Annotated in this window: 18 protein-coding genes, 2 tRNA genes and 1 pseudogene; 12 read left to right on the forward strand and 9 right to left on the reverse strand. The window is 35.1% G+C overall.

Annotation, left to right across the window (positions count from 1 at the left end):
- The first annotated feature begins 196 nt into the window (after positions 1–196).
- From Cop2CBH44_RS14385 to Cop2CBH44_RS14395, 3 genes are all read left to right on the forward strand, one after another.
- Positions 197–2,230 (forward strand): transketolase family protein, encoded by a 2,034-nt coding sequence (locus Cop2CBH44_RS14385; protein ID WP_200755087.1) that lies wholly within the window; start codon positions 197–199, stop codon positions 2,228–2,230.
- Between the two features lie 151 nt (positions 2,231–2,381).
- Positions 2,382–4,406 carry a CotH kinase family protein gene (locus tag Cop2CBH44_RS14390; RefSeq protein WP_200755088.1) on the forward strand — a complete coding sequence of 675 codons (2,025 nt, stop codon included), beginning with the start codon at positions 2,382–2,384 and terminating at the stop codon, positions 4,404–4,406.
- 470 nt (positions 4,407–4,876) lie between these two features.
- Positions 4,877–5,404, forward strand: a complete 528-nt coding sequence (locus Cop2CBH44_RS14395) for a GNAT family N-acetyltransferase (RefSeq protein ID WP_200755089.1) — start codon at positions 4,877–4,879, stop codon at positions 5,402–5,404.
- On the opposite strand, the gene Cop2CBH44_RS14400 is transcribed toward Cop2CBH44_RS14395, so the two are convergent.
- Positions 5,405–7,168 (reverse strand): bifunctional metallophosphatase/5'-nucleotidase, encoded by a 1,764-nt coding sequence (locus tag Cop2CBH44_RS14400; RefSeq protein ID WP_200755090.1) that lies wholly within the window; start codon positions 7,166–7,168, stop codon positions 5,405–5,407. It abuts the gene before it with no gap.
- 314 nt (positions 7,169–7,482) lie between these two features.
- Here Cop2CBH44_RS14400 and Cop2CBH44_RS14405 point away from each other — a divergent pair, with 314 nt between their 5' ends.
- Together Cop2CBH44_RS14405 and Cop2CBH44_RS14410 are read left to right on the forward strand one after the other, a co-directional pair.
- Entirely contained in the window at positions 7,483–8,385 is a 903-nt protein-coding gene (locus Cop2CBH44_RS14405) for a DUF2156 domain-containing protein (protein WP_021929683.1), read from the forward strand.
- A 31-nt stretch (positions 8,386–8,416) separates the two neighbouring features.
- Positions 8,417–9,451, forward strand: a complete 1,035-nt coding sequence (locus Cop2CBH44_RS14410) for a GNAT family N-acetyltransferase (RefSeq protein WP_021929684.1) — start codon at positions 8,417–8,419, stop codon at positions 9,449–9,451.
- 37 nt (positions 9,452–9,488) lie between these two features.
- On the opposite strand, the pseudogene Cop2CBH44_RS14415 reads toward Cop2CBH44_RS14410, so the two are convergent.
- Positions 9,489–10,096: pseudogene (locus Cop2CBH44_RS14415) on the reverse strand (HAD-IA family hydrolase).
- Positions 10,097–10,342: 246 nt separating this feature from the next.
- Here Cop2CBH44_RS14415 and Cop2CBH44_RS14420 point away from each other — a divergent pair.
- Positions 10,343–10,418: transfer RNA gene (locus Cop2CBH44_RS14420), tRNA-His, on the forward strand.
- Between the two features lie 172 nt (positions 10,419–10,590).
- Here Cop2CBH44_RS14420 and Cop2CBH44_RS14425 read toward each other — a convergent pair.
- The 5 genes from Cop2CBH44_RS14425 to Cop2CBH44_RS14445 form a co-directional block, all read right to left on the reverse strand.
- On the reverse strand, positions 10,591–11,064 hold the full coding sequence (locus tag Cop2CBH44_RS14425) for a hypothetical protein (protein ID WP_021929687.1): 474 nt from the start codon (positions 11,062–11,064) through the stop codon (positions 10,591–10,593).
- Positions 11,065–11,161: 97 nt separating this feature from the next.
- On the reverse strand, positions 11,162–12,214 hold the full coding sequence (locus Cop2CBH44_RS14430) for a two-component regulator propeller domain-containing protein (RefSeq protein WP_200755091.1): 1,053 nt from the start codon (positions 12,212–12,214) through the stop codon (positions 11,162–11,164).
- A gap of 20 nt (positions 12,215–12,234) precedes the next feature.
- Positions 12,235–13,473, reverse strand: a complete 1,239-nt coding sequence (locus tag Cop2CBH44_RS14435; protein ID WP_021929690.1) for a T9SS type A sorting domain-containing protein — start codon at positions 13,471–13,473, stop codon at positions 12,235–12,237.
- A gap of 16 nt (positions 13,474–13,489) precedes the next feature.
- The gene (locus Cop2CBH44_RS16770; RefSeq protein WP_200755995.1) at positions 13,490–13,720 is read right to left on the reverse strand and encodes a T9SS type A sorting domain-containing protein; all 231 of its coding nucleotides are present in this window, start codon (positions 13,718–13,720) and stop codon (positions 13,490–13,492) included.
- 193 nt (positions 13,721–13,913) lie between these two features.
- Positions 13,914–13,987, reverse strand: a tRNA-Ala gene (locus Cop2CBH44_RS14445).
- Between the two features lie 114 nt (positions 13,988–14,101).
- On the opposite strand from Cop2CBH44_RS14445, the gene Cop2CBH44_RS14450 reads away from it, so the two are divergent.
- The 3 genes from Cop2CBH44_RS14450 to metH are packed head-to-tail and all read left to right on the forward strand — an operon-like array spanning position 14,102 to position 18,694.
- Positions 14,102–14,407, forward strand: a complete 306-nt coding sequence (locus Cop2CBH44_RS14450) for a DUF4286 family protein (RefSeq protein ID WP_021929692.1) — start codon at positions 14,102–14,104, stop codon at positions 14,405–14,407.
- Between the two features lie 3 nt (positions 14,408–14,410).
- Positions 14,411–14,968: a crossover junction endodeoxyribonuclease RuvC gene (gene ruvC / locus Cop2CBH44_RS14455; RefSeq protein ID WP_044228321.1), complete on the forward strand. Its 558-nt coding sequence runs from the start codon at positions 14,411–14,413 to the stop codon at positions 14,966–14,968.
- 30 nt (positions 14,969–14,998) lie between these two features.
- The gene (gene metH, locus Cop2CBH44_RS14460) at positions 14,999–18,694 is read left to right on the forward strand and encodes a methionine synthase (protein WP_200755092.1); all 3,696 of its coding nucleotides are present in this window, start codon (positions 14,999–15,001) and stop codon (positions 18,692–18,694) included.
- A 290-nt stretch (positions 18,695–18,984) separates the two neighbouring features.
- Here the strand turns inward: metH and Cop2CBH44_RS14465 are convergent, their stop codons facing one another.
- Positions 18,985–20,469, reverse strand: a complete 1,485-nt coding sequence (locus tag Cop2CBH44_RS14465; RefSeq protein WP_200755093.1) for a DUF6056 family protein — start codon at positions 20,467–20,469, stop codon at positions 18,985–18,987.
- A gap of 84 nt (positions 20,470–20,553) precedes the next feature.
- On the opposite strand from Cop2CBH44_RS14465, the gene Cop2CBH44_RS14470 reads away from it, so the two are divergent.
- Together Cop2CBH44_RS14470 and tpx are read left to right on the forward strand one after the other, a co-directional pair.
- The gene (locus tag Cop2CBH44_RS14470) at positions 20,554–21,735 is read left to right on the forward strand and encodes a peroxiredoxin family protein (RefSeq protein WP_200755094.1); all 1,182 of its coding nucleotides are present in this window, start codon (positions 20,554–20,556) and stop codon (positions 21,733–21,735) included.
- Positions 21,736–21,757: 22 nt separating this feature from the next.
- Positions 21,758–22,264, forward strand: a complete 507-nt coding sequence (tpx, locus tag Cop2CBH44_RS14475; RefSeq protein ID WP_021929697.1) for a thiol peroxidase — start codon at positions 21,758–21,760, stop codon at positions 22,262–22,264.
- Positions 22,265–22,355: 91 nt separating this feature from the next.
- Here the strand turns inward: tpx and dnaB are convergent, their stop codons facing one another.
- Positions 22,356–23,879, reverse strand: coding sequence for a replicative DNA helicase (gene dnaB / locus Cop2CBH44_RS14480; RefSeq protein ID WP_021929698.1), 1,524 nt, complete (start codon positions 23,877–23,879; stop codon positions 22,356–22,358).
- Between the two features lie 193 nt (positions 23,880–24,072).
- Here dnaB and ispE point away from each other — a divergent pair, with 193 nt between their 5' ends.
- On the forward strand, positions 24,073–24,897 hold the full coding sequence (gene ispE / locus Cop2CBH44_RS14485; RefSeq protein WP_200755095.1) for a 4-(cytidine 5'-diphospho)-2-C-methyl-D-erythritol kinase: 825 nt from the start codon (positions 24,073–24,075) through the stop codon (positions 24,895–24,897).
- The last annotated feature ends 116 nt before the right edge of the window (positions 24,898–25,013 follow it).

Below are 25,013 nucleotides of genomic sequence, written 5' to 3' on the forward strand. Positions count from 1 at the left end.
TTGATTTTTAATAAGTTTGTTGATATTTCTAAATCTTTTATCATATTATATTGTTGTATGGTGCGTGGTGATATAATCTGTTTCTTTGTAACATGGTTTTTAAGATAAATATCGAGATTATGGATATGCCATGCTTTTTTGAAATTGTTTATGAATAATAATCACTATCTTTGTAAAAAAATAATACAATATTCCCATGAATGATACGAAAATTCTGAACAAAGCTGCCGATAATATTCGTATACTGGCGGCATCTATGGTTGAAAAAGCAAAATCAGGGCATCCTGGAGGAGCTATGGGAGGAGCTGATTTTGTGAATACTCTTTTTGCCGAATTTATGGTATATGACCCGAGTGATGGGAGCTGGATTAATAGAGATCGTTTCTTTTTAGATCCTGGTCATATGTCTCCGATGTTGTATGGAGTACTGACTCTTGCCGGGAAATATACCCTTGAGGAATTGAAGCAATTCCGCCAGTGGGGGAGTTCTACTCCGGGGCATCCTGAAGCTGATTTGGTTCATGGAATTGAAAATACTTCCGGGCCGTTGGGGCAAGGACATACAATGGCTGTTGGGGCTGCAATAGCCGAGCGTTTTTTTGTTGCTCGATTTGGAGATTGGATGTCTCATAAGACCTATGCATTTATATCAGATGGAGGAATTCAAGAAGAGATTTCTCAAGGTGCAGGTCGTATTGCAGGATTTTTGGGGTTGAGCAATTTAATCATGTTTTATGATAGCAATGACATACAGTTGTCTACCGATACTGATGCTGTGACACATGAAGACACTGCGGCCAAATATAGAGCTTGGAATTGGAATGTGCTGGAGATTGACGGTAATAATGCTGACGAAATACGAGGAGCCTTATTGGAAGCACAGCAGGAAAAGAGCCGTCCGACTCTTATTATTGGTAAAACAATAATGGGTAAAGGTGCAGTCTCAGAGAATAATCAGTCTTATGAGCGTAAGTGTTCTACTCATGGACAGCCATTGACTGCTGCGGGGGCTTCAATATCAAAAACTATTGAGCATTTAGGAGGGAATCCAGAAGAACCGTTTGTCATATTTCCTGAAGTACAGAAGTTGTATGCTGAGCGTAGAATTGAATTGGAGAAAATTGTTGCTAAACGTAAAGCAGAACAATTTGCTTGGGAAAAGGAGAATCCAGAAAAAGCTATTTTGTTACATCAATATTTTTCAGGAAAAGTTCCCGATATAGATTATAAGTCTATTGTTCATAAACCTGATGTTGCTACTCGTGTTGCTTCATCGGATGTGTTAGGCGTATTTGGAGAACAAATAGGGAATATGATTGTTTCATCGGCAGACCTTGCAAATTCTGATAAGACTGATGGTTTTTTGAAAAAAACTCATGCTTTTATAAATGGAGATTTTACCGGAGCCTTTTTGCAAGCTGGAGTTAGTGAATTGACTATGGCTGCAATAATGAATGGAATGGCTCTTCATGGCGGTATTATTCCGGCTTGTGGAACATTCTTTGTATTTTCCGATTATATGAAACCGGCAGTACGACTGGCCGCCTTGATGGAAGTCCCAGTAAAATATGTCTGGACTCATGATGCTTTTAGAGTGGGAGAAGATGGTCCGACTCATCAACCAGTAGAACAGGAGGCCCAAATACGTTTGTTGGAGCAGTTAAAGAATCATCATGGACGAAATAGTGTATTAGTACTTCGTCCGGCTGATAGTGCTGAGACCACTGTTGCTTGGAAGTTGGCTATGGAAAATATATATACGCCGACAGCATTGATTCTTTCGCGTCAAAATGTTAAGGACTTACCAGCCATCTCGGGTGACCGTTATCAAGAAGCTCTGCAGGCTGCAAAAGGAGCATATATCATAATGAAAGATGAGAATCCTGATGTCGTATTAGTCGCAAATGGATCAGAAGTTTCTACATTGGTAGCTACAGCTCCATTGTTGAGAGAAAATGGAATAAAAATTCAGATAGTATCAGCTCCATCTGAAGGACTGTTTTTCAATCAAAGTAAAGAATATCAAGAGAGTGTAATACCTTCTCATTTACCGGTATTCGGACTTACTGCTGGTCTACCTTCTTCTATGTATCGTTTAGTGGGAAAAAATGGAGTTGTATGGGGTTTGGACCATTTTGGAAATTCTGCTCCATATAAAGTTTTGGACGAGAAGTTTGGTTTTACGACAGAAAATGTGCTGCATCAGGTAAAGATGTTATTGAATAAGTAAGAAATACAGTTTATAGAATGGAAGGAAGAGTTTCGGATACAGATTTCCGAAACTCTTTTTGTATAATATGGGGTATTTATTCAAAAAATGTTTGGATGTTTCTTGGTTGGATATTATATTTACAGAACTAAAAATCTAAAATCTATACTTCATGAAAAATAGACTACACTTTATAACAATCTTCTGTTTTATCGCAATTTTGTTTATTCGAGAGGCTGTAGGTCAGAATTATGTACAGATGACAAACCTGCCGACTATTTATATTAATACGGTCGATAATAAGCCTATAGTAAGTAAAGAAGATTATATAGATGCAACACTTTATTATGTAGATGAGACTGGTGTGAAAATATATACCGAATTGGGGATAAGAGGTCGGGGAAATTCGACATGGGATTTGGAAAAGAAACCTTATCGAATCAAATTTGGGGAAAAACAAATTTTTATGGGACCGGATCGGGCTAATGCGAAAAGTTGGACTTTATTGGCCAATTTTGCTGATAAAACATTGATTCGAAATGCTGTAGCTGCCTGTATTGGGAGTTTCGCGGGGCAACCGTTTACTGCTGGAGCTCAATTTGTCGATTTAGTGTTGAACGGAACCTATTTAGGGAATTATCAGTTATCCGACCAGATGGAGGTGCGTAAAAAACGTGTAGATATTGATGAGCAGGAAGAAATTCCTGCAGAGAATGCGAATATTACAGGTGGTTATTTTCTGGAAGTAGACGGATTTGCAACGTCTGAGCCTGTATATTATAGAACCAGTCGAGGAGTATTGGTAACGGTAAAATCTCCAGATGAGGAAGTGATTGTTTCTCGACAATTGGAATATATAAAGAACCATATGCAGCTTTTTGAAGATGCTTTATTTTCTGTGGATTTCGCAGACCCGGAAAATGGATATCGGCCTTACGTAGACTCGTTGACTTTGGCCAGTTGGTATATTTCGACAGAATTAACTGGGAATGTAGATGGTTTTTGGAGTACGTATATGTATAAGAAAAAAGATGATCCGAGGTTTTATTGGGGACCACTGTGGGATTATGATATAGCGTTTAATAATTGTAATCGTGTAGGAGATGTTTCCGAGAGCTTGATGTCCGAGAGAGGATTTGGCTCGGATTTGACTCAAAAGTGGATATTGCAAATGTGGAAAGACCCTTGGTTTGTTCGGCTGATTAACAGGACGTGGAAGGAATATGTGGAGCGTGGAATAGAAAATCATGTTATGAATTATATAGATAGCATCGCAGCAGTAATAGATCGTTCTCAAGCTCTAAATTTTCAGAAATGGCCTATCAATCGTCGAGATTATAATGAGATAGTTCTTTTTAGTACTTATCAGGAAGGAATTGATTATTTGAAATCTTTTTTACATACTCATTGTGATTATTTGACTGGAGTTTTTGAAGAGGCGGAGCGTAATATAAAAAATCCAACACCGGATTTTGTCTTGGATACGAATTATTATTATCGTATATTGAATAAGGGAAACGGCAATGCTGTCGATGTTCTGGACGGGAGTATTGGGAAGATATGTACATGGTCTCCAATTCAGGAGCGAGAATCTCAACAGTGGGAAATTCTTCCAGTGGGGGATTATTATCAATTGATTAACCGGGCTAGTGGTTTGGCTTTATATGATAATGCCGAGGAAGATGAAACTGGTTATAGAATAGGTTCGCAGTTAGAACAAAGAAAATCTTCCAGCACCCAATTTCGTCAGCAGTGGAGCTTTATACCGATAAACACAGAAAACAGCTATGTAATTGTTAATAGGCAAACACAATTGGCGATGAATAATGAGGGTGGAGGAGTAGATAATGGAAATAGCGTATTGAGTTGGACTAACAATGAGGAAAATGGGGCGAAAGATACTCGTCAATGGCATATAGAGAAAGATGAAAAAAAGGTAGTAACATCTATAAAATCTACTCGATGTGAAATGCAATATGTCGTGTTGTATAATTCGAGAACAAAACAACTTCATTTCGAATTTAAAGATGCTGTCCGATTGGATGGCAAGGCTGAAATATATGCAGAGAATGGCAGGCTTATTTTGCAATTTGCGATGACGGATTCTGTTGATTTGTTTCATTTGAGAAAAGGGGTTTATATCCTTAAATGGGTAGAAAAAGATATGAAGCGTTCTGTAAAACTTTTAATTAGATAGTTGAGGGATGTATAACATTCTTTTTTTCAATCGAAAAAGTCAGGTTCTATGAATAAGTATAATAATGGGAAATATAGATTTGTACTTTTTTGAGATTGTATTAGTTTTAATAAATAAGTAAGGTAAGTAGGAACATATTTCTATTTGTGATGAATATAGGAGTTGTTTGGGAATTTATACTGTGAATGCTTTGTATTTATATAGAAAATATATTTTGGAGAATATTTATTTTTAATTTACTTTTATAATCGGAAATTATAGAAAATAGATTTTCAACTTATTTCTTTGAAAGATGAAGAGATTATTATTTCTCTTATATTAAAAGGGAGTATCGTAATTGCAATTTTTTTTACAGATATGTATGGTTTGCATTTTTTATGGTAGAGGATGTGTGTTATAATGAATAATATATTATTAAATAAGGTTTGGGTTGGATAATAAATCCGATATATATATTTTTTTATAATAGTATGGAGCTGAATTTTGTTCGTATAAAAGATTCTTCTTGTACTTCTTTTTCTGAAGCTATGGATTTATATCGCGTTAGTTTCCCTATATATGAGCAACGTTATTTTAGGAATCAAATGCAGATATTAGAAAAATCTGATTACCATTTTTGTTCTATATACGAGGGTGAAAATTTTGTTGGTATTTTATTATATTGGGAAACTGGCACATATATCTATATAGAACATTTTGCTATAAAATCTCAATTACGAGGAAAAAATTACGGGTCAGAGGCTTTAAAATTATTGATAAGAGATAGCTCTAAAACTGTTATTTTAGAAATTGATCCTCCAAAAGATGAGATATCTGTACGGAGAAAATATTTTTATGAGAGAGTCGGGTTTGTGTCCAATCCGTATATTCATATACATCCTCCTTATAGGAAAGATTTTTCGGGACATAGTTTGATTGTAATGTCCTATCCTTCTTTACTGACTACTATGATGTATAATGATTTTGTTTCTTATTTAAAGAGTATTTGTATACCCTAATTAATGGACGTTTATTGATGGTTTGTTTGTAATAGATATATTCCCGAATAAATCATTACGGTTGCGTTCTATTGCTGGAGCTACCCATTCTTCAGGAATAAATTTCCATTCGTTTTTGCATTCAGGAGTAATAGTTCCTTTTTGATGAATATATTGCATTATATCAGAACGAAGATCATTATCAGAAGTTTTGACAATTCGGTCTTTAATTTTTTCTTTGGGTATTCCAGCTCCTTTTATAAGCATACCATCGTCTCCATTGGCCCGATATGAATTTATGGCAACTTTATATGTTTTATCAAGGTCGAATGAGGAGCCATCGCTCATGCTGATAATATTAATTTTGTTTCCGTAAGGTTTGGTAACATCGACTGTATATTTGATTCCCATGGCAGAGTCGAAGTTATAACTGTTGTATAATAATTTTTTATTTATTCCAGTATATTGATTGTCAAATAGTAATAAATCATCTTCTGGTGATTGCATTTGATTGGTCCATAGAGAGTAGGAATGTTCTAAATAACCTTTAATCTCTTTTCCGGTAAGTAGCATGGTGTGTAATCTGTTTTCATATTTGTAGAGCTTGAACATGTCTCGGAGAAAAATTTTTCCGGCTTTTATTTCAGTATCGAAAAATAGTGGTGCTGTAAATGAAATATCGGCTCCGGATATTTTTAGTTGTAATTGGTTTATGAAATCACAGAAAGCTGATGGTCCGAAATAAGAATCTCTTGTGCTGATGGTCTGGGTTAGGGTTCCAACTGGAGAATTTGAAAATTTTTGTATAGTGTCATATGCCGTACTGAATTGAGCCATAAATGCACTATCGATGCCGCAGTTGGATGTATTAATTAAGGCTCCGCTAATAGACTTTGAGATTAGAGTATTTCGTTTCTTTTCAATGATAATTTCAGCACGTGCTATGTTTAACCCTTGACTTCCAGGATTTAGCAATAGTACTTTTTCTCCGTTTTTATTGGTTATAGTACGACATAGTGCATTATGGTCATGTCCTAATAAAATAATATCAAATCCGGGTATGTCTCGTGCGATAAGAAATGATGTGTTTTCCTCGAATTTTACGTTTCCGGATTTGGGCTTTTCTCCCGAATGAAAAAGACCGATAATAATATCCGCTTTTTCTTTTTCTCTTATTATTGGTAACCATTTGCGAATTGACTCTTGCATGTCATCGAATTGTAGCCCCGACCATAAGTCCTTAGGAAGCCAGTAGGGTATTCTTGGAGTAAGTAATCCTAGTACGGCAATTTTGACTCCTTCACGAACGAATATGTGGTAAGGTTTTAAATAAGGATTCCCGGTTGAGGTGTTGATTATATTAGCTCCTAAGTATGGAAATTTACATTGGGTAAAGTAGCGATCATATACTGAGTGACCTGTTTCTATATCGTGATTGCCGGGTACAGCGGCATCATAATCCATATAATTGAGAATACGGGCACCTAGATGAGGAGATACTGTATCTATAAAATTGTAGTAATATGAGGTGGGCTGCCCCTGTAAAAAATCTCCGGCATCGAAAAGTAGCAAATTTTTTCCATATATGTCCCTTTGCTGCTGTATATAAGTTTCTATTCTGGCAAGACTACCTTTTCCTGGAGTATCATTTAAAAAATCATATGGGAAATAATTACCGTGAATGTCGCTGGTTTCGATTATTTTAAGTTTTATTTCTTTAGCAGAAAGTAAGTGGATACAGAAAAAAAGGAATATAATTGAGAATATAATTTTGAACTTTTTCATAGTTATAGAAGTTTTTAATAGTAAGCAATATCAGTCAAAACTTATTTGAGCTTATGCGAATATTTTTAACTATATGGGCTATTTTTATTTTCCTCTAATAGTAAATTAATATAATAGTGTTTAGAAGAGAATAAATCAAACTCAAATTGTAGCTTCATACAATAATAATTTGAAATAAGCTCTTATACAAATATACTAAATTTTATATATGATTGGATTATAAATTATTGAAAATTTATGATTATGTAGAATATTTATTTTTGAAGTATTTAATTTTGCTTTACTTTTATAACCTAAAGTTACACAAATAATATATGCTAAAATTTGAACCTATTTCATTAGAAAACAGAGATATAATAACTTCTTTTACATTGAAAGGAGTGTATCGTAATTGCGATTTTTCCTTTGCTAATATGTGTAGTTGGCAATTTCTGTATGGTAGTGAATATGTTATAATAAATAATATGTTGCTGATAAGATTTTGGCTGGAAGATAATCGCCCGGCTTATATGTTACCTTTAGGAAAGGGAGATTTATCCGAAGCGATAAAGCTATTAGAAAAAGATGCAAAGGATATGGGACATACTTTATGTTTACTTGGGGTTACATCGGATGCTGTTTTGTGTTTAGAGAAACTTTTTCCAGGAGAATTTCGTTTTATACCGGAAAGAGATTATTATGATTATATTTATTTGAGAGAAAATCTCGTTGGTTTGGTGGGAAAAAAATATCAGTCTAAGCGAAATCATATAAATAGATTCAGACAGGAGTATGATAATTATTGCTATACTTCGATAACTCAAGACATGATTGCACAATGTTTGGAATTAGAGGCAAAATGGTGTGTGGATAACGATTGTGCCGAAAATGAAGATTTGTTGAACGAACGTCGTTCAATGACGTTTGCACTTGAACATATGGATGAGTTAGGAATATTAGGAGGCGCTATTTGGATTGGCAATGAGATTGAAGCATTTACATTTGGTGCGCCTATAACATCAGATACTTTTGGAGTACATGTAGAGAAAGCGAATACGGAAATTGATGGAATATATGCTGTCATTAATCAGGAGTTTGCTCGGCATATCCCTGAAAATTATTTATATGTAAATCGAGAAGAAGACTTGGGTATTCCAGGGCTTCGTAAAGCTAAGTTATCATACCACCCGACTATTTTGCTTGAAAAAAGTGCAGCTATACGGTGTAAACAGGACTGATTATATATAAATTTAATGTATAAGATTGTTAATGAATAAGATAAAGGAAAAGGTCCGAGATTTATGGCAGAATTGTTTTGATGATTCGGAAGATTTTATGAATCTGTATTTTTCGACTAAATATAGTGATGAAAATACATTGGTAAAAGTAGAAGGAGACTTGGTCTTATCTGCATTACAAATGTTACCGTATACAATGACATGTTGGGGAAGTGAAGTTCGAACATCTTATATTTCTGGAGCTTCGACACGGCTCGAGTATAGAGGGAGGGGGTTGATGAAAACTTTACTCTCAGAAGCTTTTCAAGTGATGCGTGATAGAAAAATACCACTTTCTATTCTAATACCTGCAGAAGACTGGCTATACGAATATTATCAGCGAATGGGATATGTTTCAGTTTTTCGTAGAATAGAGGATATATATACAGATTTACCAGCATTTCTGCCTGTATATAAAGAGCATACGGTAGATGAGCTGTTTACTTATTTTTCTGCTCACATGAGGAAGAGAGCTTGCTGTGTGCAACATTCGTTTGATGATTTCGGAGTAATTTTAGAGGATTTTAGATTGGCAGGAGGAAAGGTCGTATCCATTTCTGGTTTGAACAGCGATATTCGAGGTATGGCGTTTGTTGTTCCTTCCCCAGAACAAGTTATAGTAAAGGAGTGGTTTTATGATGATGAAGAAACAAAACTTGAGCTATTATGTACTGTGAGGGGTATTTTCCCAAATATGGAGATACACTGTTTTTCGCCAGTAACAAAAGACTCAAGAGTATCGTATGTAATGGGGATGTTGCGTATTATAGATGTATATAGTTTATTGTCTTTTTATGCATCATCACATCCGAAAGCATCTTTCCGTTATCTGATAAAAGATGCGTTTGTTTCAGGAAATAATGGTTTATTTACGGTAAATAATGGTATTTGTGTACACCAACCTGCTTTATTATCATATAACTCTGTCAAAGAGATAAATGTATTTGATTTAGCTAAATTATTATTCGGACAATCTGGAGAGATAAACTCGGAATTAACTCCCTATATGAGTTTGATGTTGGAATGAGTTGAATTTTTGTTTTATTGGCATATAGATGATATGATCAGTATATTATAGTATTTAGGAGGTTCTGAAGATGTGTGACAGAAGGTACGATAATATTGGCTCCAGCCTCATATAGTTCTTTTTCAGACCCATATCCGTATAATGCACCTATAGATTGCATATCATTTGTTTGGGCGCCTTCTATATCATGTTTGCGGTCACCAATCATAATTACATCTGAGGGATTTTCAATTTTGTTAGATTTCAGGACATATTGTATTACATCTGTTTTAGTCGAACGTTTTCCGCCCAAGGTGGCTCCTCCTATAAACGAAAAGTAATGAGACAGATTAAAATAGTCTAATATTTGACGTGCAAAAATTTCAGGTTTTGAGGTTGTCAGCATCAATTTACGTCCGGACTTTTTTTGTTGTGTTAAGAGTGCAGGTATGCCATCGTATACTTGATTTTCGAAAATACCTTTTTTTGAAAAATATTCTCTATATTTTATTAATGCCGTTTCTGCTTGTTCATTAGAAAAGCCATAAAATTCACGGAAAGAATCTTTTAGAGGAGGACCGATAAAAGGACATAATTGGTAAAGGTCATTTTCTTCAATGCCAAAGATGCAAGAGTATATTGTACAGAACGGGTAATACCTATCATTGGGTCAGTTAATGTCCCGTCTAGGTCAAAAAATAAATATAGCTTTTTCACAAGTTTTTATCTGAAAATGCAAAGTTATTTTAAATTCTCTTTTTACCTCTATTGAGAGGTATATAAAATAAATTTCATGTAAATATCATATAATTAATGGATTATTTTTTTAGCCTTTATTTAGAATCAAAAAAGTATGGAAACATATTGCATAATTCAAAAAATGAATATATCTTTGCATCGCAATTGAAAAATGGTGAATGTAGTTCAGTTGGTTAGAACGTCGGATTGTGGTTCCGAAGGTCGTGGGTTCGAGCCCCATCTTTCACCCCCCCTCATCCTTAAAGAGATTTACCTATAGTGAATCTCTTTTTTATTGATTAAATACTTATATCGCGTCAGTTGATTTTGAAGACGGATAGATTCCAAATATAATAAATACTAAATACCCTATCCTTAAAGATAAAAGATAGGGTATAAATAGAAAAATCTGATGTTTTATTTTAAAAATGGTAAGCTGCGGCTATTCCAAAGTTCCAGAATCCTGGGTCAAAAAAGCCTTCACTATGCCCACTGGTAACAACCCCGATAACTGGACGATAATTTATATCGAGGGAAATAGGTACTTTTTTAAATTGACATCCGAAAGCACATGAACCCGCGATGCCAATTAATACGCCTGAGTCGTCAAAATCATAAATACCAAGTGCGCCTCCGACTCCCGCGTTCAGATACCATTCGCAAGTTTTGGGAGTCCAATTCCATTGACAACAGCGCCAATTATAGATGCCTGTTACAGACAATCCGTTATAGTCAGGTATAGCGAGAGTAAATTGAAGGAAGTTTTTTGTACTTAAATCTCTTTGATAGAGTAACTCTGCACCGGCACCTAACCGCAACCCTATTGCATTCTTTTGTGCATTAGTAAGTCCTAAAGAAGCAAAGCAGATAAATGTGATAAAAATTAATCTTTTCATAATTATATGGAATTAAAAATTTATATCATTATTTATCTCAAATATAAAAAAACTTTCTGTGCTTTTTTTAGTTTTAAAGGAATAAATGTATTTTATTTTACATTTGATGTTTTTTGTTTATTATAATGAATTGATTTTTATTTATATTCAATTCAACAGGTTCAATTTTATCTTGGGCAGCAATGTATTTAAATAAGCCGGAGTCTGTTCCTATCCATATATCTCCATTTGAATCAGAAGATAAGCAATGAACAGATCCATCTATTTTGTTATGTGTATAAGTAATAAAATTGCTACCGTCATATTTATATATTTTTTTGTATGTACACAACCATTTATTGTTATATTTATCTATAATGATGTCTGAAAATGGTATAATCTGATTATTTGAATCTACATCTGGGTAATCAGATTCAGGTAATTTAAATATATGTGACTCTTCATTCACCGGATTGTAGCTTTCGAGTGAAAATGAATTTTCACAAATAATCCAAAAAATTCCTTGTTTATCTATTTCTATATCCTTTATGCCGATGCTAGAAATATTTACAGGAGTGATTCCTTTTGTTATGTTTGATAAGGGCAATTTGGCTAAGGACCAAGTGTCTTTGACATCTTTTTCTTCACAAAAGCCACCAAGCCATAAAGTTTGGTCTTTATCTATGTAAATTGTATTAAGAAAAGCATATATATAAGTAGAAGTCAAGTTATATCGTTTCCAGATTGTCCCGTCAAATTGAACTAAGTCTGTTCCTCCTATGAGACCGGCCCATATATTCCCATTTTTTTCGATATATAGATGGTTGCACACCGTGTTATCACGTAATTCTGAATTATCTTTGTTGTAAAACGAACATTGTTTTCCATTAAATTTGATAATTCCATGAAATGGCGAAATACCCCATATATTTCCTTCTTCATCTTTAGACAAATTGGTCAATACTGGAGGTATACCGTTATCCTGTTCTGTATATAATATAGTAGCTGTATTTTGTTTTTGATATTTAATAAGTCCTGTAGAGGAAGAAATCCATAAGTATTCACCGTCATCCAACAAGTCATCTACAATAATTGATTGCGATGAAAGATATGTTGAGAAGTGCATACTTATCAATGTTATTAGGAGTTGGAGTATTCTTTTTCTTTTCATTTTATTTATTTTATAATTTCTTATTTTTTCACTTGAATTTTATGATGGTAAATTGACGTATTCTCTTCTATGCAGAGAACATAATATCCTTTTGTTGTAATACCTAATGTAGATAGTTCTATTGTAACAGATTTTTTTTCAAAGTTTTCGCTATGTTTTCCTAAAAATTGACCAGACATGTCATAAGCTTTAACTTGAAGTATATTTTTTCCAGTTATTGTGATTTGATGGGTTGAGGGATTTGGGTATATTTTATGTTCTGAATTTGTAGTAAAATATTCTTCCCCCGATAACAGAAAGTCTATTTTTTGGATATTATCTATTGACGGATTATAGCAAAACAACTTGTTATCGGCCAATATCCAAATGTATCCATTTTCATCTGGGACCAAATCACGGATTGTCTGTGTCAGTTCAGGATGACTATAAGTGGTAAATTGCTTTCCATCATATCTTGTTAATGTACCGTCGAAATTACCCAACCATTTGTTATTATAAGTATCTATTACTAAACTATAATGGTTTCCAGATCCAGAGTCTTTAATATAGGAAAAATGTTGACGGTCAAATTTTATTAAGAGGAGATTTTGGTTGTAGTTAGTGGACATCCATAGGTTTCCCTCAGAATCTTCATCTATTGCGGTAATGGATAGCCATTGCAATTCTTTGTAAGTTATTATCCCTCCAGTTTTCGTAAAACGCCCAAAAGTCCATCTCCAAGGAGGTGATATTTCATTATATCCACTAAACCAGGTAATGCCCTCTTTGTCTTCTAACATGGAAAGAATGGAAACGGAGCTTCCGACTGTATTGAAGTTCCATTTATTGAAACCTAAATCGTCAAATTGGATTAAGAAGGCGTTATTGGTTTCAAAGAGTAATCCCATCCATTTGCCGTTATTTTTTCCTACAAGAAATGAGTTGTTTACCCAGCTGTGTTTTTCCTTCCAGTTGAGTCCTTTTATTGTGTATGGAATTGCATTTTGTCCATCAAATGTATAGATTTCTCCATATTTTTTCATAATCCATATTTTCCCAGATTTGTCTTTACCTAAAGAACCTCCTGGGGCATTATAAGTTAGTAATTCTCCTGTGTTTTTGTTGTATTTGTTTAACTGATCGTTGATACTTAGCCAAAGGAATTCTCCATCGTTGAGTAATTGACAGGCCTTTCGTTGTGAAATAATAATTTCAGGAAATAGAAATAGCATTGAAACTAAAACTATTATAATTTTTAGGGGGACCATTGAAGTTCTCATGGCTAGTCTGATTTTATTATTTAATAATAATTTTTTCGATATTTATCCGACTATTCACTATGTAACGAACAAGATATATTCCAGGTTGTATATTTCCATAATTCCATTCTTGTTGATTTACCTGGGAATTTGTTGTTCTTCCATTGTAGATAGTCGCTATTTTATTTCCATTTAAATCATAAATATCAATGATTACGAAACTATTTGGTTCTGGACAAATGTCAATGCTTAATAATGAGTTTATAATATTATTTTCTCATGATATTAGGTATTTGAAAAGTGATTATAAGCTAATACGAAGATAACATTTTTTATTAAAAAAAGAATAGCTGAAACTATTTTTTTAGTTTGTTTTTTAGATAATAAGTAAAAGTGTAATTGGTATTCTGTGTTTTATGGAAATAAAAAAGGAGAAAGTTTAAATTTCTCCTTTTATTTTGTGGAGCATAGCGGACTCGAACCGCTCACCTCAACACTGCCAGTGTTGCGCTCTAGCCAGATGAGCTAATGCCCCTTATATTTTGCAGTGCAAAGATATAATGATTTTTGTAAAAGGCAACGAAATCGAGAAGTTTTTTTTACATTTGTCGTATGGTACATGTTGTGCCTTGTAAGAAGGATTGTAAGTATGATTATATTTAATACAACATATCATGTGGATGATGAGCTGGAGGCCTCTTTTATAGCTTGGTTAAAAGAGAATTATATTCCGATGGCTCTACGAAGAGAGGAACTTAGTGAACCCCAATTGTGTCGAGTAATGACCACGGGAGAAGAGGATGGTAGTAGCCTTTCTCTTCAGTTCCATGTACAGGATACAGAGGCTTTATCTTTGTGGTATAAAGAGATGGGAGTGGAATTGACAGAGGCTTTGGTATCTCGTTTTGGAGATAGGGTTGTGGGTTTTAATACACTACTCGAGGTGATAGACTGATAGATGAAAGAGAGAATTATAATAGGAATCGATCCGGGAACGAATGTAATGGGATACGGCATATTACAGGTTTTGGATAATAAGCCTCAATTGATGGCTATGGGGGTATTGCAGTTGAGTAAGTTTGAGAATCATTATATGCGTTTACATCGTATATTTGAACGAGTGCAGGGACTTATTGACCAGTATCATCCTGACGAGATGGCCATAGAAGCTCCATTTTTCGGGAAAAATGTGCAGTCGATGTTGAAGTTAGGACGAGCTCAAGGGGTAGCGATGGCAGCAGCTCTTTCTCGTGATGTCCCTATCGCAGAATATGCTCCTTTGAAGATAAAGATGTCTATTACCGGTAATGGTAGCGCATCAAAAGAACAAGTCGCAGATATGTTGAAACGGATGTTGCATATTTCAGAAGAGAATATGCTACCACAGTTGGATGCAACAGATGGATTAGCGGCAGCTTTATGTCATTTTTTTCAAACAAACCGTCCGCAGACAGAAAAGACATATACTAGTTGGAAAGATTTTATGGCGAAAAATCCGTCAAAGGTGAAAAAGTAGGTAAAAATTTTGGTTAGTATTTATTAGAGAATGAAAAGTATAACAGAATTACTGAATGATCGGATTTTGATTCTGGATGGTGCAATGGGCACTATGATACAGCGTTATGGGCTAACAGAACAAGATTATCGCGGAGATCTTTTTATGGATGCTCCCGGACAACTGAAGGGAAATAATGATTTGCTGTGTCTTACTCGGCCTGAGGTGATTAAAGAGATACATCGAGAGTATCTGGATGCCGGGGCAGATATTATAGAAACCAATACATTTAATGCGACTTCTGTTTCTATGGCAGATTATGGCATGCAGAAGTATGTTTATGATATAAATTTGGCTGCAGCGCGACTGGCACGAGAGATTGCAGATGAATATACTCAAGCCCAACCGGAAAAGCCGCGTTTTGTAGCTGGTTCGGTGGGTCCTACCAATAAAACTTGTTCGATGTCTCCAGATGTAAATAATCCAGCGTTTAGGGCATTGACATATGATGAACTGGTAGCAGCTTATAAAGAACAGATGACTGCACTTCTTTTGGGAGGAGTTGATGCATTATTGATAGAAACTATATTTGATACATTAAATGCTAAAGCTGCTATTTATGCTGCAGAATTGGCGATGGAACAGACAGATACACAGGTTCCTGTAATGTTGTCAGTTACATTATCTGATGTGGGAGGACGTACGCTCTCAGGACAGACATTAGAGGCTTTTATAACGTCAGTGCAACATGCTAATTTATTATCGGTCGGGTTGAATTGTTCGTTTGGAGCCCATGATATGAAACCTTTTTTGAAGCAGGTTTCATCTATAGCTCCTTATTATGTAAGTGCTTATCCTAATGCAGGCTTGCCTAATCGATTTGGGGAATATGATGAGACTCCGGAAATGATGGCAGCTCAAGTGAAAGAGTTTATTGATGAACGTTTGGTGAATATTATCGGTGGTTGTTGTGGCACGACACCAGCTCATATTGCACAGTATAGTACATTACTTGCAGGAGCAGAGGTACGTTGTCCGGTAAAATTTCCTGATTGTTTATGGTTGTCTGGGTTGGAACGATTAGAAGTACGTCCTGAAAATAATTTTATAAGCATAGGAGAACGGTGCAATGTTGCCGGATCACGTAAGTTTCTGCGTTTGATAAGTGAAAAAAAATATGATGAGGCTCTTGAAATAGCACGTACTCAAGTGGAGAATGGTGCTCAGATTATAGACATTAATATGGATGATGCTATGCTTGATGCAAAGTCTGAAATGATTACATTTTTGAATTTGATAGCATCAGAGCCTGAAATTTCGAAAGTCCCTTTAATGATAGATTCTTCCAAGTGGGATGTTATAGAAGCTGGTCTGAAATGTGTTCAGGGGAAATCTATAGTTAATTCTATAAGTTTGAAAGAGGGAGAAGAGGTATTCCTTTCCCATGCCCGTCAAGTTAGACGGTTAGGGGCGGCTGTCGTTGTTATGGCTTTTGATGAAAAGGGACAAGCTGATACGTTTGCTCGAAAAATCGAAGTTTGTGAAAGGGCTTATCGTTTGTTAGTAGATGTGGTTGGATTTAATCCACAAGATATAATCTTTGATCCTAATGTTTTGGCAATAGCAACAGGAATAGAAGAACATGTAAATTATGCTGTAGATTTTATTGAAGCTACAGAGTGGATTAAGAAAAATCTTCCGGGTGCACGAGTGAGCGGAGGTATCAGCAATTTGTCTTTTGCATTTCGTGGAAATAATTATATCCGAGAGGCTATGCATGCAGTTTTTCTTTACTATGCTATTGGTCGGGGATTGGACATGGGAATTGTAAATCCGGCTGCGACTGTTACTTATAGTGATGTTGCACAAGATGTATTGGCCGTAATCGAAGATGTGGTATTGAATCGTACTCCTGATGCGACGGAACGTTTGATAGAGTTGGCTGATAAGTTAAAAGGGGAATACGAAGGGAAGAAGGAGGAAAAAGTTGATATACGTACCGGTATGTCTTTAGATGAGCGGCTCGAATATGCTTTAATCAAAGGTGTATCTGAAGGGTTGGAGGCTGATCTTGCAGAAGCTATAAAAGTATATGGCAAAGCTGTGAAAGTGATAGATGGTCCTTTGATGAATGGAATGAATAAAGTTGGTGTGTTGTTTGGTTCTGGTAAGATGTTTTTGCCTCAAGTTGTAAAGACGGCTCGAACAATGAAAAAAGCTGTTGCAATATTGCAACCATATATAAAAGCGGAAAAGGGAAAGAACACGGAATCTTTAAAAGCTGGAAAATTTTTGTTAGCGACAGTAAAAGGTGATGTGCATGATATAGGTAAAAATATTGCTGGAGTTGTACTTGCTTGTAATAATTATGACATTATAGATATGGGGGTGATGGTTCCTACTGAAGAAATTGTACGTAAAGCCATAGAGGAAGATGTCGATTATATTGGTTTGAGCGGATTGATAACGCCCTCTCTTGAGGAAATGTGCCATGTAGCCGAGGAGATGGAGAAAGCAGGATTAAAGATACCGTTGATGATAAGTGGTGCAACCACATCAAAATTGCATACAGCGGTAAAAATAGCTCCATGTTATAGCGGGCCGGTAATACATGTGAAAGATGCATCGCAAGACCCTTTGGTTGCAGCACAATTGTCAGGAGAGACAACACGGAATGTTTATCTAGAGAAACTGTGGGAAGAACAGGAAGCCTTACGGCAGTCGATAGGGGAAAAGGTCAGTTTAGTACCGTTATGTAAGTCTCAAGAACGTCGTATATGTATTGATTGGGATAGTTATATCCCCGTAGAGCCGTCTGCCTCTGGGGAGTTAACCCTGTGTCACTTTTCTATTGCAGAAGTACGGAAATATATTAATTGGATTTATTTTTTCAATACTTGGAAAATTGGAGGAAAATATGCTTCAGTAACAGCTATTGACGGATGTAGCCATTGCAAGACGACATGGTTATCGTCATTTTCTGAAGAAGAGAGACCAAGAGCTCTGGAGGCTATGCAATTATATAAGGAAGCTAATGATATGCTTGATAAATTAGAAGCTTTAGGAGATGTAAAGATAGAAGCTATATTTGGCATTTTTGCTGCTAATTCTCGGGAAAATACAATTGTCTTGCACAAGGAAAATGGGTTTATTGAAATTCCATGCTTACGTCAGCAAATAGAGAAAAAAGATGTGGATACCCCTTACTATTCATTGGCAGATTTTGTAATGCCGGAAGATAAGATGCGTATGGATTATGTAGGGGCATTTGCTGTCACGTCTGGACAAGTTATAGAAAGAATGATTAGACATTATCAAGAAATTGATGATAATTATGATGCTTTGTTGTTGCAATCTTTGTCAGACCGATTGGTAGAGGCTGCTACAGAATTGCTACATTATCGGATAAGAAAAGAATACTGGGGATATGCTCCTGAAGAAAATTTATCGATGAAGGATCTATTGCAAGAACATTATCAAGGTATACGTCCGGCAGTGGGCTATCCTTCTCTTCCGGACCAATCGTTGAGTTTTATTTTGAAAGATCTTGTAGATTTTGAAAGAGTAGGAATTTCTTTGACTGAAAATGGAGCGATGAGGCCAAATTCTACAATTGCAGGATTGATGATTGCTCATCCTCAATCGACTTATTTTTTGATAGGGAAAATTGATGATGAACAACGTGCTTGGTATTGTCGGTTGCGTAATATGACTGTTGAGGAATCTTACAAATGGTTGTCTGTATAAATTTTGTTTTGAGGATAGAGTTATAAAAGCCTTTTATTTGTTTTTATAAAAGGTAGCTTGGTTATTTTTTTAATATAAACAGATTCTTGATTTTATTGTAAGTTCATCTACAAAGATATTCTTTGATTGTTTAAATATAATATTTCTCTGTTTTTGTTTCTTTGGCATATTGATGAGTTTCTTCATTTTTGAGTTCAGATATGGTTATTCTGAATATTGAGTTTGGAAATGTAAAGAATGAATGGTTATGTAATAAGGATAACAGTTCTTATGATATTGTTTTTTATTTTTTATTGAGAAATTATATATTCTTTATTAAAGTAGAGTGCGATATTTTGATTTATCCAATGATTTTTATCGTTGGTAATATCGGTAATAAATAATAAGGAAGGTTTTACAGATAATGGTTTTACTATGATTTCTTTATCAGAATTTTGATAGAGAAGATAACGTTCTTTCATCTCTTTACCATATTGTTTGGCATCTCCATTTTGTAGAATTTCTACTGCATTATGAGTTGATGATGCAGAACGGAAAAGTGTAGAACCCAATGCAATTGTAATTGTCAGATATACTAGTACTGGATATTTATTAATGAATACTTTTATTTTGTTTATCCAAATACTATTGTGAAATATTGTGGTTCTACGACAGAAGTAACCACAATAATAAAATAAGTTGATTAGCAATAACCAGAAAAAACTGTATTTTATAATATTGACCAGACGACCAGGCCCTTCATTGTTCATAGCGAAGAAGGGAGGAGTATACATAGCACAATAAATTCCGAAAGAGATAATGGAAATGAGAAGGGGATATTTGAATTGAAAGGATGATTTTTTTGCTGTTTGATACACAAAAGGTGATAATATTAAGAAAACAATAAGTTCGGGAATTTTTATCCAATGTATAAGATCCTTTCCCCCTGTAAAGATAGATTTAATGATTGCAATAATAGGGTTTGGTGTATCGGGATAATTGGCTTGCCTTATTTCATTGCCTGGAGCTATAATGTTGATACATAATCCTATTGTAAGGAATAGAACAGATAGATATGCAGCAGTAGGAATCTTCTTTTTATGAATGAATGCGAATATAGAGGTAGTAATAATTATTAAAGGAAGTGTCAGTCCTGTCGAAAAATTGCCTCCGCCGATAAAAAGAGACAAAAATATACATATAATATTATAAATTAATTTGTGATTTGCAAGGGAAGATTTTAAAATACATCCTAAAAGAATAAGGGAGCATGCAAAATAAAATCCATAAAAAATGCTGCCGTTGTACCAATAAAATGCTTCTACTCCATTGACAGGGAACAAAAGAGTAGGTATAAGTAGGCATGCACAGACTGTAAGATATGTATATCGAGATCCATTGCAAATATCCATAATCAGTATCTTTAAAAACCATAAGTAAGATAGTATTAAAGAGATTATAATAATGAAAGGTACCCAGGTGTATGCATGTACCCCGAAAAGGGAGGGTTGTAAAGCCATAAGAAAAATAGCACTATATGTCCCTTGCCAGTGGTAATATTTTTCTTTAACCATTTCACAGGCTTCTTGTAGAACCGGGATTAAGGAATGAGTCTTTTCCCAAGCTTGGTGAGTGTTGATACTGAAACTGTAATCATCTGCAGCTGGGTAATTGTACGGAGCAATCATAAATAAAGGAATGATCGTACATAATACTATAAGCCAGCAGATTATGGTAATTATTTTGGTTGATATGTTATTATTGGGAATTGATATTTCCGATTGCCTTGTTTCCATAAAGCAAAATTAGTAAAAAACAAATATAGGTAAAGAACTTTTTAAATCTTAATTTGTTATAATAAATATCTAAAGAAATGGATAATGGGTATTAAGAAACTTTTTATAGTGCTATATCTGTTGGTTCCGGTCTCTCTTGCTGCCGGAAATTTAACTGATAAAATAATTAGCAATTTGTATAAAATTAAAAACTATCAGGGAATAGCCGATTTTTATGTAACTTTGCCTATGACTGATGAAGATGTACATTATCGTCTTTATATGTCAAGTCAGGTATCTGAGAACGATACATTATGTCCATATGATTATTTTATAGAAGTAGAGTCTGATACACATCCGACACTTTCGGGAAGTTTTATGACTTATTTTGATGGGAATTATTTCCATTTTGGTAATGGACGTCTTCGTGAATACCATGCAGATGAAAATGTTGCACCTTTTGTATCTCGTCTTTCGGGAAATCATTTGATTTCGGGAGTACATCGTTCAGGATTATTCCCTGGAGAATTACCTCAAGAGCTTGCTTTTTGGTTGGAAACCTTTAAGTCTAATCCAACTGTAAAAATTACAGAATATCCAGATACGATTGTTGATGGAAGGAGAGTGGATGCATTAGCGATAGAAGAATGGGGGAGTGGAGAATTAATGCGTTCTTTATTTATGACGTTTGATATTGATACTGGGTTGCCGATAAATAAAGAAATTGAAAATAATCCAGGTCATATAGGTTCGCAAACAGTAGTAACGCACTATTTTGGTAGTCAGATAAATATAGATTTTCCTTCTGATTTTTTTTCTGAGGAACGATTGTTAAGAGAGAAATCTGAGATAATGCAATTGTATCGAAATAGTAATTATCGGGCAGAAAATTTAAAAGGTAAAGAATCTCCTTTTTTTTCATTACCTTTAGCGTCTGGTAATGGACGATTTGATTTGGAAAATTGCAAAGGGAAATCTGTAGTATTAGCATTTGTGGATACGGAAGGTAGTTTTTGTAATGATGTATTGGCTATTGCCAAAAAATTAAAAGATACTGATATATGTTGGGTGACGTTATATAAGGAATCGTTGGTAGGTGAGGATTTACGAGAGAAATTAAACGGACCGGGTATCGTTGTATCAAATGCAGCATCTGTTGCAATGAGATATGGGGTCGTAGGATATCCGACAGTTTTTGTTGTGAATGAGGAGGGAATAGTTACTGATATATATATAGGGTATTCACCTAAATTGAGAGATGAGTTGGAATCGGCGATAATGCAATGATATAATTAATAAAATTTAAAGTATGGCAAAAATAACATTCAAAGGAAGTCCTGTTTCTACCAATGGGGATTTGCCTAAAGTAGGGAGTAAAGCTCCATGTTTTAATTTGGTAAAATCTGATTTGAGCGAATTGAACTGTTGTGATTTAAAAGGAAAACGCTTGGTATTGAATATTTTCCCAAGTCTTGATACATCGGTTTGCGCAACGTCAGTGCGTAAATTTAATGAATTAGCATCGAAAATGGATAATACATTGGTAATAGCAGTTTCTAAGGATTTGCCTTTTGCTCAAAGTCGATTTTGTACGACGGAAGGAATAGAAAATGTAATTCCTGCTTCAGCTTTTCGTGCTACCAATTTTTCTCAGTTGTATGGTGTTGAAATGATTAATGGCCCGTTGGCTGGGTTATTGGCCCGTGCAGTTGTTGTTATTGATGAAGATTTTAATATCATTTATGAAGAACTTGTTCCGGAAATTGCTCAGGAACCTGATTATGATGCGGTAATAGAAGTGTTGAAGAAAAAATAAATCTCTGAGTATATTTTATATACGATTGCCCTGATGACAGTTTGATAAAAAGTTATCAGGGCAATTATTTTTAGAATAGGGTGAGCCGGTTTTAAAAAGGAGTCTCATTATTATTACCTCCGGACAGAAAGTCTGGGATATTGTTGTTCCCAGGCTGAAAGCCTATATCGGGAGGAATATTGTCTGTTGTAATGCCCGAAACAAAAGTATCTCCGATTTCGGTGTCGTCTGTAATGTTTTGGAACCGCGCATATTCACCTTTGAATCTTAATCGTATATTTCCTGTTGCTCCATTACGGTGTTTTGCGATAATAATTTCTGCTAAACCTAATAGGGAATGCCCACTTTCATCTTCTACTATTTTGTAATATTCCGGTCTGTGAATAAAACAAACCATGTCCGCATCCTGTTCGATAGCTCCCGATTCACGTAAATCTGACAGTTGAGGTCTTTTGTCTTTGTCTTGCCGATTTTCAACGCTACGATTCAATTGGGACAGAGCGATAATAGGTATGTTCAATTCTTTAGCGAGCCCTTTTAGTGATCGGGATATGGTACTGATTTCTTGTTCACGGCTGCCGAAACTCATTCCACTGGCATTCATTAGCTGCAAATAGTCAATAATGATGATTTTTATCCCATGTTCACGAACCAAGCGGCGGGCTTTTGTCCGAAGTTCAAATACAGATAGGCTGGGAGTATCGTCTATATAGATGGGAGCACTATACAAATCCTTTATTTTGGTCATCAATTGTTCCCATTCATAAGGAGCCAGTTGACCACTTTTTATTTTTTCACCTGGTATTTCACATGTGTTTACGATGAGACGATTTACCAACTGTACATTTGACATTTCAAGGGAAAATAAGGCAACAGGGGTATTGTAATTTAGCGCCATATTTTTTGCCATGGATAATACGAATGCGGTTTTCCCCATAGCTGGTCGTGCAGCAATGATTACTAAGTCAGAGTTTTGCCAGCCGGATGTCATTTTATCTAAATCGTGGAATCCTGTTTGTAAACCACTGAGTCCATCTTTCCGATTCGATGCAATTTCCAGTAATTTTATGGCTTCTTCAATAACCGGGTCAATTTGGGTGACATCTTTTTTTACATTACGCTGGGAAATTTCAAAAAGTTTACCTTCTGCTTCTTGCATCAGGTCATCTACATCATTGGTTTCGTCAAAGGCTTTGGTCTGTATTTCACTGGAAAATCGTATTAATTCCCGTGCTAAATACTTTTGAGCAATAATACGTGCATGAAATTCTATGTTTGCGGCAGATGCAACACGACCAGTTAGCTCTGTAATGACAAATTCTCCTCCAACTTCATCTAATTCACCTCTCCTTCTTAATTGTTCGGTTACTGTTAGCATATCAACCGGTTTTTGTTGTAGTGCTAAATCTACGATAGCCGAATAGATAAGTTGGTGGGTATGTTCGTAGAAACATTCAGGTTTGAGTATATCACTGACTATTGAGTAGGCATCTTTTTCGAGCATTAAAGCTCCTAATACAGCCTCTTCAAGCTCTTTAGCCTGAGGAGGTAGTTTGCCTAGTTCGTTGATTGGAGTGGCAGTTTTTTGAGATCTGTAGTTTCGTCTTTGTTCCATTTAGGAATTCAAGTTATAAAAATATTACAAACGTAAGGAAAGTTTTGATACTTGCAAAGTTAAAAAAAAACATTCATATCTGTTGATAGTTGTTTTCTGCTTTTGTTCGATTAACTTTGTGGAAAATAAACAAGGATAAGACCGATTGTTCGGATTTTATTTATAGTAATATTTTGTTCGTTAAATGTAAATTATGGTTGTTTTTCCAAACGCAAAGATTAATCTTGGGCTCAATATTATATCGAAACGCCCGGATAACTATCACAATATAGAGACTCTGTTTTATCCAATAGGACTGAGTGATATATTGGAAGTAGTACCGATATCAGCATCTGTCGAAAGAAGTTTGATAAGTCTGTCTGGCATTGTTGTTGATGGAGAGCCGAAAGATAATTTGGTGATGAAAGCTTATCATTTATTGGCTGAATGGTTTGATATGCCGGCTGTTCAGATTTATTTGGATAAGAACATTCCATTTGGTGCTGGTTTGGGGGGAGGATCATCTGATGCCGCGTTTATGTTACGTTTACTTCGGGATAAATTTGATTTGCCGGTAGAGGATGATGAGTTACTTTCTTTGGCTGTAAAATTAGGAGCTGATTGCCCGTTCTTTTTGTTAAATTGTCCAATGATGGCAAGAGGCATTGGAAATGAATTTGAACAGGTTGATTTTTCTTTATTTGGAAAATTTATTGTATTGATAAAGCCTTCAGTGAAGATTTCGACACCCGAAGCTTATGCTTTGGTTAAGCCTAATCGACCGGAAGTTTCTATTCCAGAAATTTTGAAAATGCCGATAAAGGAGTGGAAAGACCTTTTGAAAAATGATTTTGAGGAAAGTGTATTTTATCGTTATCCTGTGATACGTACAATAAAAGAAAGACTTTATTTTAAGGGTGCAGTATATGCATCCATGTCCGGGTCTGGCTCGTCTGTTTTTGGAATATTTGATCACCCGGTTGATGTAAAAGATGATTTTCCTACATGTTTTGTATGGCAGGGAAATTGTGGGTATTGATATATGCCTGTGTGTCTTTGAGGAATTGTATAAGCATTTAATCATTCCGGATTTTAGTGAACGTTTATTTTATATTGCTTGTTATAAGTTATAATGGATTGTAACTTATATATAGT

Origin of the sequence: Coprobacter secundus subsp. similis (assembly GCF_015097275.1) — a bacterium.
Taxonomy (GTDB): Bacteria; Bacteroidota; Bacteroidia; order Bacteroidales; family Coprobacteraceae; genus Coprobacter; species Coprobacter secundus.

Coding starts and splice junctions, on each gene's coding strand:
- Cop2CBH44_RS14385 (WP_200755087.1), top strand. CDS start 197: ATGAATGATACGAAAATTCTGAACAAAGCTGCCGATAATATTCGTATA.
- Cop2CBH44_RS14390 (WP_200755088.1), top strand. CDS start 2,382: ATGAAAAATAGACTACACTTTATAACAATCTTCTGTTTTATCGCAATT.
- Cop2CBH44_RS14395 (WP_200755089.1), top strand. CDS start 4,877: ATGGAGCTGAATTTTGTTCGTATAAAAGATTCTTCTTGTACTTCTTTT.
- Cop2CBH44_RS14400 (WP_200755090.1), bottom strand. CDS start 7,168: ATGAAAAAGTTCAAAATTATATTCTCAATTATATTCCTTTTTTTCTGT.
- Cop2CBH44_RS14405 (WP_021929683.1), top strand. CDS start 7,483: ATGCTAAAATTTGAACCTATTTCATTAGAAAACAGAGATATAATAACT.
- Cop2CBH44_RS14410 (WP_021929684.1), top strand. CDS start 8,417: ATGAATAAGATAAAGGAAAAGGTCCGAGATTTATGGCAGAATTGTTTT.
- Cop2CBH44_RS14425 (WP_021929687.1), bottom strand. CDS start 11,064: ATGAAAAGATTAATTTTTATCACATTTATCTGCTTTGCTTCTTTAGGA.
- Cop2CBH44_RS14430 (WP_200755091.1), bottom strand. CDS start 12,214: ATGAAAAGAAAAAGAATACTCCAACTCCTAATAACATTGATAAGTATG.
- Cop2CBH44_RS14435 (WP_021929690.1), bottom strand. CDS start 13,473: ATGAGAACTTCAATGGTCCCCCTAAAAATTATAATAGTTTTAGTTTCA.
- Cop2CBH44_RS14450 (WP_021929692.1), top strand. CDS start 14,102: ATGATTATATTTAATACAACATATCATGTGGATGATGAGCTGGAGGCC.
- ruvC (WP_044228321.1), top strand. CDS start 14,411: ATGAAAGAGAGAATTATAATAGGAATCGATCCGGGAACGAATGTAATG.
- metH (WP_200755092.1), top strand. CDS start 14,999: ATGAAAAGTATAACAGAATTACTGAATGATCGGATTTTGATTCTGGAT.
- Cop2CBH44_RS14465 (WP_200755093.1), bottom strand. CDS start 20,469: ATGGAAACAAGGCAATCGGAAATATCAATTCCCAATAATAACATATCA.
- Cop2CBH44_RS14470 (WP_200755094.1), top strand. CDS start 20,554: ATGGGTATTAAGAAACTTTTTATAGTGCTATATCTGTTGGTTCCGGTC.
- tpx (WP_021929697.1), top strand. CDS start 21,758: ATGGCAAAAATAACATTCAAAGGAAGTCCTGTTTCTACCAATGGGGAT.
- dnaB (WP_021929698.1), bottom strand. CDS start 23,879: ATGGAACAAAGACGAAACTACAGATCTCAAAAAACTGCCACTCCAATC.
- ispE (WP_200755095.1), top strand. CDS start 24,073: ATGGTTGTTTTTCCAAACGCAAAGATTAATCTTGGGCTCAATATTATA.